The organism is Metabacillus malikii (assembly GCF_030813355.1).
Classification (GTDB): domain Bacteria; phylum Bacillota; class Bacilli; order Bacillales; family Bacillaceae; genus Metabacillus; species Metabacillus malikii.
In genome coordinates this window covers 82,886-96,409 of sequence record NZ_JAUSUD010000005.1, presented here as the reverse complement: position 1 = coordinate 96,409, position 13,524 = coordinate 82,886, and the positions used below count along the sequence as shown (strand labels likewise).

General features: G+C 34.7%; 12 protein-coding genes. 1 reads left to right on the top strand and 11 read right to left on the bottom strand.

Going from position 1 to position 13,524, the window contains the following annotated elements; all coding sequences use genetic code 11:
* Positions 1-8: 8 nt before the first annotated feature.
* The 4 genes from J2S19_RS07285 to J2S19_RS07270 all read right to left on the bottom strand — a co-directional run bounded on the left by J2S19_RS07285 (position 9) and on the right by J2S19_RS07270 (position 4,764).
* The gene (locus J2S19_RS07285; RefSeq protein ID WP_307339391.1) at positions 9-1,517 is read right to left on the bottom strand and encodes a response regulator transcription factor; all 1,509 of its coding nucleotides are present in this window, start codon (positions 1,515-1,517) and stop codon (positions 9-11) included.
* A 241-nt stretch (positions 1,518-1,758) separates the two neighbouring features.
* Positions 1,759-2,631 carry a DUF6612 family protein gene (locus J2S19_RS07280; protein WP_370875090.1) on the bottom strand — a complete coding sequence of 291 codons (873 nt, stop codon included), beginning with the start codon at positions 2,629-2,631 and terminating at the stop codon, positions 1,759-1,761.
* Between the two features lie 308 nt (positions 2,632-2,939).
* On the bottom strand, positions 2,940-3,815 hold the full coding sequence (locus J2S19_RS07275) for a YitT family protein (RefSeq protein WP_307339385.1): 876 nt from the start codon (positions 3,813-3,815) through the stop codon (positions 2,940-2,942).
* Between the two features lie 193 nt (positions 3,816-4,008).
* The gene (locus tag J2S19_RS07270; protein WP_307339380.1) at positions 4,009-4,764 is read right to left on the bottom strand and encodes an alpha/beta hydrolase family protein; all 756 of its coding nucleotides are present in this window, start codon (positions 4,762-4,764) and stop codon (positions 4,009-4,011) included.
* Positions 4,765-6,102: 1,338 nt separating this feature from the next.
* Between J2S19_RS07270 and J2S19_RS07265 the strand changes: the two genes are divergently transcribed.
* Positions 6,103-7,266, top strand: coding sequence for an MFS transporter (locus J2S19_RS07265; RefSeq protein ID WP_307339376.1), 1,164 nt, complete (start codon positions 6,103-6,105; stop codon positions 7,264-7,266).
* Positions 7,267-7,377: 111 nt separating this feature from the next.
* Here the strand turns inward: J2S19_RS07265 and J2S19_RS07260 are convergent, their stop codons facing one another.
* The 7 genes from J2S19_RS07260 to J2S19_RS07230 all read right to left on the bottom strand — a co-directional run bounded on the left by J2S19_RS07260 (position 7,378) and on the right by J2S19_RS07230 (position 13,355).
* Complete coding sequence (locus J2S19_RS07260; protein WP_307339373.1) at positions 7,378-8,454, bottom strand: ABC transporter substrate-binding protein; 1,077 nt, start codon at positions 8,452-8,454, stop codon at positions 7,378-7,380.
* On the bottom strand, positions 8,451-9,251 hold the full coding sequence (locus tag J2S19_RS07255) for an ABC transporter permease (protein ID WP_307339370.1): 801 nt from the start codon (positions 9,249-9,251) through the stop codon (positions 8,451-8,453). The genes J2S19_RS07260 and J2S19_RS07255 overlap by 4 nt, the downstream gene beginning before the upstream one ends.
* Positions 9,223-10,056, bottom strand: a complete 834-nt coding sequence (locus J2S19_RS07250; protein ID WP_307339367.1) for an ABC transporter permease — start codon at positions 10,054-10,056, stop codon at positions 9,223-9,225. Before J2S19_RS07250 ends, J2S19_RS07255 begins: the two co-directional genes overlap by 29 nt.
* Entirely contained in the window at positions 10,046-11,143 is a 1,098-nt protein-coding gene (locus tag J2S19_RS07245) for an ABC transporter ATP-binding protein (RefSeq protein ID WP_307339364.1), read from the bottom strand. The genes J2S19_RS07250 and J2S19_RS07245 overlap by 11 nt, the downstream gene beginning before the upstream one ends.
* A gap of 384 nt (positions 11,144-11,527) precedes the next feature.
* A complete protein-coding gene (locus tag J2S19_RS07240) occupies positions 11,528-11,809 on the bottom strand; it encodes a hypothetical protein (protein ID WP_307339362.1) in 282 nt (93 codons plus the stop codon).
* A 315-nt stretch (positions 11,810-12,124) separates the two neighbouring features.
* Positions 12,125-12,832: a M48 family metallopeptidase gene (locus tag J2S19_RS07235; RefSeq protein WP_307339359.1), complete on the bottom strand. Its 708-nt coding sequence runs from the start codon at positions 12,830-12,832 to the stop codon at positions 12,125-12,127.
* 22 nt (positions 12,833-12,854) lie between these two features.
* Positions 12,855-13,355, bottom strand: a complete 501-nt coding sequence (locus J2S19_RS07230; RefSeq protein ID WP_307339356.1) for a YehS family protein — start codon at positions 13,353-13,355, stop codon at positions 12,855-12,857.
* Positions 13,356-13,524 lie beyond the last annotated feature (169 nt).

Genomic DNA, 13,524 nt, shown 5'->3' with positions numbered 1-13,524 from the left:
ACCATCTCTTATCTCATGTTCTGTTTTCTTCGATATTGACTCGGTGAAAGTCCAGTGAATTTTTTGAATACTTTACAAAAATAACTATGATCTGAATAACCGACCATCCCGCTTATTTCTGAAATCGTTGCCCTTCTTTCAACTAATAGCTTTGATGCTTCTTCAATACGAATTCGGTTTAAATACTCGATAAATCCTTCGTCACTATGATTTGAGAAATAGCTAGATAAATAGGATGGATTAAAATGAAAATGCTTTGCTACTTCACTTAAAGTCAATGGTTCTGCATAATGATTCTTTATATATTCCAATAGTTTCTTTATATTTAAGTTTTCAAAGTGGTCTTTACTAGAATTAATACATTGCCTCACTTCTAATATAAATTGATCTAGAAGTTCAATAACTGCATTGGCTGACTTTGCTTCATCAATTGACTTAAAATAAGCATATTTAGATTGATTTAACTCTCTAACTTCGTATTCCATGTTTCCTAGGAGGACCGTAACATTAAAAATAACATTGCCAAAAAATGATTTATATTCATATACATCCATCGTATAACATTTCGACATAATCTCTACATGTTCCCTAAGATGAATAAAAGCGCTTTCAAAATTTTTCCTCTTCATTTCACTTGTAAACAAATCTAAATTAAAATCCATGCAGTCATTTTCAATTGAAGGCAGAATCTCTTTCGTTAGCAATGGAACTTCCGGAAAGAAAAAGCGATAATTTAGTAATTTCGCTAAGCTACCTTTGTAAATGTTACCTAGCTGTGAAAAATCAGTGAATGTTTCACTCATAACAAACTGATAATGAAGGTTAGATTTCCCAAACGCGTTCAAATGTTGAACCAATGCTGAAAAATCATTTCCATTTACAAGTAAAAAATCCTTTTCCAGATGGAATAAATACTGTTCGCTAACGTATTCTTCCAGTTCCACTTGAAGCGATTTCACTGATCCTACACCATTAACTGTAACGCCCAATAAACAATAATTATGATAAGGAAAAGTATCTCCTATCTGCTTTTCATCATATTGAACATCGTAACCTGCTATCAATCTTTGAATAATTTGCTCGATTGATAGATTAACATTAGAGTTATTCTCCTTCATTTGTAATGATGGAATTCTTTTAACAGCAGCGTGCAAAGCTTTTAAAATCCCCTTCGCATCCAATTTCGGTTTGAGAATATAATCAACTACCCCATTTTGAAAAGTAGAGCGCACGTAATCAAACTCTCCAAAACTACTAAGGATGATTACTTCAATGTACGGATAGCGCTCCTTAACAACTCTTGTTAACTCTTCACCATCCATTATAGGCATAACAATATCGGTAATGATGATATGGGGATTCTCAGTTTCAATTAATTGAAGCGCCTCCTTGCCATTCGATGCTTCTCCAACAATTTCAAATCCTTCTTGCTCCCAATTAAGGTAATGTTTAATCCCTTGTCTAATCAATACTTCGTCATCAACAATAAGTACTCTGCCTCTTTCTCGTACTGTCATTTCTATCCCTCCAGATGGTGAGAATTTCATTTTATAAGTTATATATTATTATACATTTTACGAGAATAGTGAATGATAAAAAGATATATTTGAGGGACTGTTCCTCACTGCGTTAAAGCGGTGGGGGACTAAAGCGGTGGGGGACTGTCCCCGGCCCGTTACTAAGAAAAAGTCTAATTCATATTTCAATAATATAGCCGAAGAAAAGAGGCTACCTATTTATAGGAGCCTCCATGTATTATTATTCAGCTTCAATTGCACCTTCGATAACTTCTTGTGGAATTTCAATTTCCTTAATGTGGTTATGTTCTACATACTGACCTTTCATATCTTGTGCAATTTTAATTGTTTGGCCCTCAGCAGTCATTTCCATTTCCATGTTAAGGTTTAGAACTGTTGGGTAAAATGTCTTTTTATCAATATGAATTTCATAATCCATCTTATTTATTTTCATATTTTCAAAGACTTCTGTTGAATCAGCCATCCCTTCAGGCAATGTCTCTTGAACTGTTTCCTTTAAGAAATCAGTAAATTTATCGCCTGAGGCATTTAATACTAAAATGTAATTTTCATCATCTTGTTGGAATTTAAAATCGTCAACAAACTTTTTCAAGTTTTCAATTTCCGCTGCTGGATTTGTCTGTTGGTCAGAGACTTGTAATAAGTCTTCCATCATATCTGATGGGAACTTCATCCAAGCTTTACTATTTGGCTCATAAAAATACATACCGTCTTTTGTAAAGTAACTTTCGATATCCATAACTTCTTCAGTATCAGGAATTTTCGTGCTCATTTTTTGATAAAATGCCAATGGCTCCTGTACAACATCCATCTCAAGAGTTGACCCTAAATCCATATTAGCAGCTGCATCTTGATCAGAGCTAATTTGTTGATTTAAGTCCATTTTCACTTTGAAGCTTTCTAAACCTTTTGCAGCTTCAGTCGTTTTATCAAAAACTTCTTGTAATGTTAACTCAGATTGCTTCTCTTCAGTTGCTGCTGTTTCTTTTTCTGTTGATTTCTCTGTTTTATTTACCGGTTCTGCACTAGAATTACATGCTGCCAGCATCATAACAAAGAGAAATCCTACTAAAATCGATAAACCTTTTTTCAATATATCCACATCCTTCTTCTTTTTACGCTTATTAATACGACCTATTCATTATAAAGGTTTCACTTTGATAATAATCCCTACTAAATTCCTATTTTTAGTTGTACTGGATTTTTCTAGGATTACAGATATTTATACAGTAAAAAACATTGATACCTTATTGAAAAAATCGGAATAAGGTATCATTTTTCGTTATGTACTTTGATAGTTTTATCCCAAAACAAAAGTACTAGATACTATATTAATTTGAACATCATAAAAACAAAAAAAGGAAACAGGCATCAAATAACTTGTACCTACTTCCTTTTTGGTTAATGAATATTTTGCTTTTTAAAGCTTCCACCCTTTACTTCAGTTATATCAGATATTGCCACAAATGCTCCCGGATCAACTTCATTAATTATTTCCTTCATTTTGCTTTCTTCCAAACGGTTGATGACGCATGTAATTTCCTTAAACTGTTCGTTTGAATATCCGCCTTGTACGATTGAATAAGTAGCACCACGGCCTAACCTGTCCCTAATTGTTTCAACCATTAATTCCGGGTATGATGTAATGATTTTGAACGTTTTTAGACCACTTAAGCCTTCCTCAACAATGTGAATGACTTTAGCTGCTATGAAATAGGCAATCGCCGATAAAATAGCTCCTTGAAATCCAAATACCGTTGACACCACAATAAAGACAAATAAATTTAAAAACAGAATTAAATCACTTGTCCCAAATGGCAATTTTCGAGAAAGTAATACGGCAAGCATATCAATTCCGTCCAATGCACCGCCATTACGTAAAGCTAAACCCATCCCAAAACCGATAATAATACCTCCAACAACTGTGACTAACAACGTGTCACCTTGAATAATTGTTGGTACATGGTGCATAAGAACTGTATTAACTGCTAAAGATGCGATACCTATTACCGAATAAACAGCAAAGCTTTTACCAATTTGTTTATACCCTAAAAAGACAAATGGTATATTTAACAGTGCAATGAGAAGACCTAGTGGTACTCCGGTTAATTGTGAACCGACAATACTCAGTCCTGTCACACCGCCATCAGATACATTGTTAGGTATTAATACGGATTCTAACCCATATGCTGTAATTGCTCCTCCAATAACAACTAATAACCCCCGTAAAATCATAAAAAGATAGTTTTTCTTTTTATTTTTTGTTTTTACACTCATATTGCTTCCTCATTTCAAACTTTTTAAGTATGTATGTGATTCTATCTTTCAATCTGTTAAAAAATAAGTAATCTTCCTTGTCAAGCAGTTATCATTTAATCCAATTATTGTGTTTTTTGCCTTTTTATTTTAGCACATAATAATCGAATGAGAAAATTGTTCTTTAAGTGGTAAAGAATCTAGAGCTAGATTTTCAAGCATTTGCCTTTACAAACTCATACGTCATCTGCGATACGATCTTATTACCACTCTCTGAAAATCCGTGTCCTTCTCCAGCCAATACTTCAATTCTCGCATGCGGATATAGGTTCGCTGCTTTCTCTCCGTATTCAAGCGGAACAATTTCATCCTGGTCTCCATGGAAAATTAATACCTGTTTATTAAACTTACCAATGTGTTCAAAAATGGAATACCCGTGTAATGACTCAAAAAAGTTTCGTCCCAAGGTCATCCCCCACAACTCATATGTATCAGGGATACTATCAAGTGTCGGGAATTTACCATTCCAGTTTTCTGCAATACCTAATGCAGGATAAAGCAAGAGCATGCCTTTAATTTTCTCAATGTTTTCATCAGCAGCTAGGGCTGTCACTAAGCCGCCTTGGCTACCCCCAAATAAAAATATATTGTCAGAGTCGACATTCTTCCAATCTCTTAAATAATGTATAACAGCACATAAATCTTCCTTTTCCGTAAATATTGTCATTTCTGTCGTCTCGAGGTCACTTTTTGACTTTACAGAGCCACCACAAAAATCAAAACAAAATGCTCCGATGCCATTCGAAGCTAAAAACTCACTATTCATTTTAAAATCATCATTTGTTCCATTATAACCATGGCTGAAAATGACGACCGGACACTTATCCATTTTGTTTGGCATATATGAAACACCAAAAATATCTCTTCCAAGATGATTTATTTTCATGTCACTTTTTACTATGTTACTCATTTCATTACCCCCATCACGATAAGTATGTATGCAAAATGAATTTTCCGATAAAGACCACTTTAATAGTTTCTATTTTACTTAATAGAGGATGATAATCATATAAAACAATTTAATTATTTTGGCGCAACTATTGAAAGTGGAATCTAAAAATAGAAAAGGGGAACTGGTTTTAAGTCCTGTTCCCTCTCATTTATAGATTCACTTCGTTTAGGAGTCGATTATTTTTCACTTTATCAAAAAGGCAAAATATCCAGCTATGCGTTGCGATTGAAATGACATCAATTACTTACTGTCGGGATAAGCGTATCCCAGTTTTCTCCGTTAACAGACCCCTCAAATTTATATACTGGCTGATAATAACCCATACTATCATAGGTATAAGCGAGTTCATATTTGTTAACAACAAGTTGGTCTCCGGCCCTTAAATCATTATAGATGGAAAAATTCCCGTTCTTGATTTCTTAATAGGCTTGAGCTGGACTGATAATATCAATCTCACGGATATATTTATTTTTATTCATAAAATAATTCATATCTAAAGTAATCTCATGATCAAGAGATGGAACTATCATAATTAGCCCATCTTCATAATCACTCTTTCCATAAGCAACATCTGTGTTAGACTTGCTTATCTCCCATCTCAGTGTATCACCGTGTTGAGTAGTAAACACCGCGTCTGAAGGCAATAAAACTTTTGAACGGAGCCATTAATCATCATATCTCATGACAATACTTATGACAGCTGTAACTTATTCATATGACATTCCCACTGCTATGATTATTTTAGCAAACCAAGATTATACTTTTTGATGAAAGCATAACCTTGGTTTGCGGAATAACTAAGTGTATCACTTTTCTTACGGAGAATTTTGCAAAGGAAGTGATAGGTCCGGCAGCAACAAGCAGTAGTCTTCTTATTTATTTCAATGAAAATTTGCAACAAAATGGTTAGATTAACTAATCCGTGTAAGTGTAACAACAATGTAAGATGATTTTCTATGTATCTATTCTTGATAAGCGAGGTGATAAATGTGGCTATTCCTTATACAGGACCATGGATTTATTATAATAAGAAGACACCAATTTGGACGAAGCAACTTATTCGTACACATGTAGTAGTAAACTAAATATTGATATACTTGAGGGTGACTCATATGTGTCGGTGCTCCTATAATCAATGATTAAGCTTTTTTTGTTTGGTTGTAGGGACAGAACCTATCTTATATGTCACCCTCTCTTCCTAATCACTTAGTTTAATGAATAAATAAACCTTTACAAGTCTAACCCTTTCCTTTTAAAATATGAATGTTGTTATTTTAATAGGAAAAAGGTGTACGTATGAATTCAAATCTGAAAAAGCTATTTCTTCTCCAATCCGTTTTTTTATGTATTACAGGCTATTGCACGATCTTTATAAGCTATTATTTTTGGGAAAACAGCACAACACTTGGACCATTGATTGCCTTTAATGGCTTGAGTTACTTTCTATCATGCTTTGCATATATAATCGGAACGTACTATCTATTTAAAAATAAATTAAAAGTTAGTTATTACTTAAGCGCTGTCTCAGCCATTATATTGTTTGTTGTTCTTCTCTTTAGCTCCCACTTAAGTCATACTGCACTTCTGCTTCTATCAGCAACTAGTTTTGGATGCGTTTTCGGTTTCTTTTTTTCCTCTTCCAATTACGCGTTAAGTGTATTATCGACTCGTCCGGAACTGAATATTTATAATTCACGCATTGGTTATGTGAAAAACATTTTAATGATTGTACTGCCACTTATTAACTCTTTCTTAATTTATTATTTTAGTTTTACGGTCTCTTTTGCCTTTATGCTATTGATTTCAATCTTTTTCTTTGTTGCTGTTACCAAGCTTCCTTCTATAGAAGCAAAGTTTAAATCAAACTTTATCAAAGATTATAACAAGGTCAAAATGTCTAAACAGATGGTATCTTTTGGTGTAATTACAGCAGGTGTTCTGGAGTGTATGGCTTGCCTTCAAGTCATCATCATGGTCGTCTTATCAAAGAATGCCCTTTATGTGTCTTACTTAAATGTGTTAAACATCGTAGTATTAACGATTGGTATTATCTTTATATCTAAATTGAAACAATTAACGATGGAAAAGCAGTTTGTTATTTACACGTTAATTAGTATGGCATTTATTTTATTAGCAGGATTTGCGCAAGTGACACCACTATACTTTGTCACAATGGTCGGACTTGTCGTCTCTATTTACATGTATGGCTATACAATGGATAATACATTTTTTAGATATTTAAACGGAATGGAAAAAGAGGCTCAGATTGTCATTTTATTAAAGCGTGAGTTTTTAATTACACTAGGCCGTTCGATTATGTATCTCGTCTTATATCTATTTGTTCAGTCAATTAGCTCACCATATCTCCCATATATGGCAATTGGCGTCATGCTTGTACTTGTGTACTCATTATATAAATTTAGAAGATTTGAGCATGAAACTGAACAACTTGCAGCGTAATACTCTAAGCATGATATGAGTGACTATAATACGAAAAAGGCCCCGGTACTTAAGGAATTACTCCTTATATCCGGGGCCAGATTTTTTATCTAAAAATATCATTTCTACATATTAATTTAATGACATCTTAAATTCTAAGAAATCTTCATTATATTTACCTAGTAGCTCAAGACCTAAATTTTCATAAACCTCTAAGTTAGTGCGACTTTCCTCACTTGGGTAAAAGCGTTCATCTTTTACCACTTCCTCATCTAATAATTCCCATGCTGCTTGATTAGGTATTGCATATCCTACATAATCTGTATTTTGTGCTGCGACTTTTGCATCTAGCATAAAATTAATAAATTGATGGGCACCTTCCACATTTGATGAAGTTTTGGGGATTACCATATTGTCGAACCACAAGTTAGAACCTTCTGCTGGGACAGCAAAATCTAAATCCTCGTTCTCAGACATCATGTCTGCCGCTTGGCCAGAGAAAGTTACCGCTACTGTTGCTTCATTATTAACCATTAATGGTGTAATTTCATCCCCAATAATCGCTTTAACATTGCCGTTTAGTTTCTTCAACTTTTCTAATGCTTCACGCAATTCATTCTCATCACGTGAATTTAACGAATAACCTAAACTGTTTAGGCCCATGCCGATCACTTCACGAGCACCATCAACTAAAAACACCTTATCTTTTAATGCAGGGTCCCATAAATCATCCCATGAATCAAACGTAAGATGCTTTGGGAGTTCTTTCGGATTATATACGATACCAACCGTTCCCCAAAAGTATGGAACGGAATATTTGTTTTTTGGGTCAAAAGGTAAATCTAAAAAGTAAGGATCTATATTTTTAAGGTTTTTAAGCTTTGAATGATCAACTTCAATAAGCAAATCTTCCTTAATCATCGTTTCAATTGTATATTCTGATGGGACCGCAACATCATAGGTTGAGCCACCTTGCCTAATCTTCGTTAACATCGCTTCATTTGAATCGTACGTTTCATAAATAACAGCTATACCTGTCTCCTCTTCAAATTGCTTTAGTAGTGAAGGGTCAATATATTCTCCCCAGTTGTATACAACTAATGTATCCTCACCACCAGCTGAGCCTGTTGCCTCAAGCTTTGAAGCTACAAAGGCAAGTAGACCACATGCTAAAACGATAGCTAACATAATATGAATTAATGATTTCATTGCGCAGAGCCCTCCGTCTTTTTCGAACGCATCGTAATAAAGTAATACATAACGACAATTCCGACCGTAACGATAAATACTAGCCCTGAGATAGCATTAACGGTTAACGAAATACCTGCACGTGCCATTGAATAGATTTCAACTGATAACGTGCTAAAACCATTACCAGTTACAAAGAATGTAACAGCAAAATCATCTAATGAATAAGTGATTGCCATAAAAAAGCCAGCTAAAATTCCAGGCTTAATATAAGGAATGATTACACGTGTTAATACATCACGACGATTAGCCCCTAGATCTAGCGCTGCATCAATTAAGTTCGTATTCATTTCCAACATTTTTGGCAATACCATGATGACAACAATCGGAATACTAAACGCAATGTGTGATATTAATACAGACGCAAAGCCTAGCTTCACACCTATGATTGTGAACAAAATTAAAAAGCTTGCTCCAATCACGACATCTGGACTAACAATTAAAATGTTATTTAATGATAAGACAATGTTACGTAATTTCCCGTCTCTTATTGAAACGATCCCAATTGCGCCAAGTGTTCCGATAATTGTAGCGATTAGTGCAGACAGCAAGGCGACAATCACGGTATTTATTAAAATAACGAGTAAGCGATTATCATCAAATACGGCTTGGTAATGTTCCAATGTAAAGCCTTCAAATGAACTCATCGAACCGCCGCTATTAAATGAATAAAAGATCAAATAGAAGATCGGTGCATATAAAATAACAAACACGATTGCTAAATATACTTTAGCTAGAGGTGTTAGCTTTGTTCGCATTTTTTGCTCGTCCTCCTTTCTTCTTTTTACGCGTAAATGCCATGATGACAAACATGATCAAAATGAGGAACACTGCAATCGTTGATCCCATTCCCCAATTTTGGGCAACTAAAAATTGCTGCTCGATTGCTGTACCGAGTGTAATTACTTTATTACCAGCAATTAAACGCGTAATCATGAAGAGTGAAAGAGCAGGGATAAATGTGACCTGAATCCCAGATTTAACACCTTCTATCGTTAAAGGGAAAATAACGCGTCTAAACGTTGTAAGTGGTGAAGCACCTAAATCGCGAGCCGCATAGATTAATGACGGATTCATTTTATCTAATGCGTTAAAGATTGGAATAATCATAAATGGTATAAAAATATAGACTGCAACGAACACAAAACTAAAGTCAGTGAACAAAATTTGTGTCGGGTCAAAGCCCAATATTTCCATGATTGCATTGACAGGTCCGTATAAACCAAAAATCCCAATAAATGCATATGTTTTTAATAATAAATTAATCCACGAAGGAATAATAATGAGCATGAGCCATAAATGCTTATGCTTCGTTTTTGTTAATAGGTATGCCGTCGGATAAGCTATTAATAATGTAAAAAACGTAATGAGTAATGCATACCAAAAGCTGGTTAGTGTCATTGTTAAATAGGCTGATGTAAAGAAGTTCTTATAGTTAACTAGCGTAAAATCTCCGTTTATATCGAGCAATGAATAATACAATATAAGCCCAATCGGTGCGATAACGAAGAGCGTAATCCACAGTAAATATGGAAAAAACGCTGGTTTTGCCTTAAACTTCATTTGTATAAGCCTCTATACGTGCGTCAAATTCTTCTTCTGTTTCATTTAGACGCATAATATGAATAGCCTCTGGATCGAAATCAAGACCTACTTGTGCACCTACTTCAGCCTGTTTCAGTGAATGGACAAGCCACTCATTTCCGTCTTTATCATACGTTGACAACTCATAATGGACCCCGCGGAATAACTGTGTATCGACACGTACAACGATTTTACCTACTTCTGGCGATGTAATGTGTAAATCTTCTGGTCGAATAACAACATCAATTTTTTCATTTGGCTTCATGCCACCGTCGACACAATCAAATTCTTTACCGGCAAACTTCACTCGATAATCCTCAATCATGACCCCGCTAACGATGTTTGACTCCCCAATGAAGTCCGCTACAAAGCGGTTAATTGGTTCATCATAAATATCAACTGGTGTACCAGATTGCTGAATGATTCCTTCGTTTAAGACGAAAATTTCATCACTCATCGCTAACGCTTCCTCTTGGTCATGGGTAACAAAAATAAATGTTTTGCCAAGTCGTTGCTGAAGCTCGCGTAACTCATATTGCATTTCTGTACGCAGCTTTAAATCAAGTGCTGATAACGGCTCATCTAGTAAAATAACTTCAGGGTCATTCACGATAGCACGCGCAATCGCAACACGTTGTCGTTGCCCACCCGACATTTCGGTAATTTCACGATTTTCATAGCCAGATAAATTTACGAACTTTAGCGCTTCTGCTACTCGCTCTTTAATTTCTTGCTCTTTTACTTTTTTAATACGTAAGCCAAATGCCACGTTCTCAAATACGTTTAAGTGTGGGAATAGCGCATAGTCCTGAAACACAGTATTAACTTGACGCTCATTTGCTGGTACATCATTTACACATGTCCCATTTATGAAGACATCCCCTGTTGACGGTTTTTCAAAGCCTGCAATAATACGTAAAATCGTCGTTTTCCCACAACCTGAAGGACCAAGTAATGTGTAAAACTTACCGCGTTCAAGTTCAAAGCTCACATCCTGTAAAACTTTTGTGTTACTGTTATATAATTTGGTTACATTATCAAATCGGATAATAATATCGTTTGTCATGGAAGCCTCCTATAAATAAGAATTATGATGCCCAACTGCCCTGTATCAGAGTGAAATACAGAATCACCTTATCATTACATTTTTCATTGAAACAAAAGACTAATTATACACTATATAAATAGCAAATTGTCTCACTTTTAGTCTATTTAATCGATTAAATAATTGGTAAGTATTCTATGAATACAAATAGAATATAGCGAAAAATGTAGATTATTAGTGAAAGCTATCGAATTGAGTGTAATCATAGAAAGGCTAAAAATCAATTATTTTTTACTAACAAGAAATTATTTGGAAAATTGGCGATATGAGGAGATACTAACTATTAATGTACGCCTATTTAGTTTCGCTTTAAATCTCGAAGTGAAATAAAAAAACACCGCTCCTTTAGAACGGTGAATAGTGAGTTCTGATTTTAGACAGATAATGAAATGAGATAGTTAATAACACACCGATTAGACCAGCTAGCAATATTCCGTGATGCGTTACAATTCCATACATCTCATTTGAATTCGTGAAAATTTCACCAAGGTCAACTGAGAAAAGATGCATTTTTATATTTATTGTTATATTCAGCAAATATAAGAACCATGGCGCAAACATTACGATTGCTGCATAAAGAAGACTAAAAGTAACAAAACCTGTAAATACCTTTTTAAGTAATTTCAAACTTTTTCAGCTCCTTTTTTCTTAAAGTCTAAAAGAGTGTTTACATCATTAATGTCATGTTCTTTCTTTAGACTTTATGTACCTCAGACTAGTAAATCTCTTTTAGCACTTTAACATTCTTCCCCAGCTATTAGTAATGAGTTCAAATGGAGGCAATTTATATTTCTTTGCTTAACACTCTATCACAAGTATATTTTACCAAATTATAACAAAATTATAATCATACATAAGTCATGATTATGATAATGCGATAAGGAACATAGAATACATAAGAAATATGAAAGAACACTACCTTGAATAGATAGTGTTCTACTTCTAAACTGTCATCTTCCAGTTTGAATAAGCCAACCAGCTTTCTTTTTCCTTATAGTCAGGCATGATTTTCCCAACTAGACGCCAAAAAGAACGATCATGATTGAGATGAACCATGTGACACATCTCGTGTACAACTACATAATCAATGACATCATGCGGTGCCATTGCCAACCTCCAATTGAATGTTAACTGTAACTTCGAGTCACAAGTTCCCCATTTCGATTTACTATCAATAATACGAATAGAGCGCGGTTTTGTTTTAAAGTTGCTTTGATAGACTCGTATCCTCTTCTCTACTAGGGTCTTCGTTTGCTGGTAATAAAATCGTAGTAATGCTTGTTTTATTTTGTCATTATCGAGTTGCTTCACATACACATGAAGCCTTTCACCTTCAAACAAAACATAGTCTTGATTGATTTTAGAATCTTGGATAATTTTAATCGGATAGGTGTTACCTAAATAAAGAAAGTTTTCCTCATTCTCATAAATCTTTACCTGTGGTCCGTTCAACCTATCCTTTGTTTCTTTCACTCTTTGCTGAATGAGCTCCCATTTATCCTCTAATGCAAGAAAAATCCTTTCATTTGATGTATCCTTCGGCGCCTGTACTTCAACAATTCCATAGCTATCGATCCGAATGCCGATTGACGTTCGATTTTTGTAGATTACATCAAACTGTAATGTCTCTCCTAAATATGTATGCTCCATATTCCTCACCCGCAGACTATTACTAGCCCCTGTATTTGACCGCTAACCCTTTTAAAAAGTTTCGAGCGAAATTATCTCCACATTCTTTGTAATTTTTATGTCCTTCTTTTCGTAATAAAGCACCAAGCTCTCCTTTTGTTACCCGTAAACCTGCATATGCAAAAATATCCAGTATATCTTCCGTTGTTAGAGCGAGTGCGATTTTCACTTTCTTTAAAAGGAGATTATTCACGTTTCCACTTGTCTTTAAAGCTGGTTCTGGAGAGCTAGGCTGTCCTGGTTTCGGATCCTGTCTGCCTCTTTTGTAAATAATCAAGCCATTTAAAAATGAGTCTAACATGCTGTGCGTACACTTGATTTGATCCTCATTCTCATATTCCTCATCATCGTATGTCTTCGTAAGTATCTTGACCACATCTGGCACTGATACTTCGACGTCACCAAGTTTAAATATTTCTGCCATTTCTTTATTTTTTATTTCCAATGCATATCTTAATCGGATTAGTATATCGTTATTATCCATTATTTAGCTCCCTGTTATATTAATATTCATACTTATCCCTTAGTGGACATGTACCTCATCTAGTGTAAACTAAATCAATCTCCGCTACTACCTTGTCGTTATTTTTTGCGAAAGCAACGTTGATTTCCCTAATCCCGAACTCCCCATTATAATCTAAGCTAATGTCTAG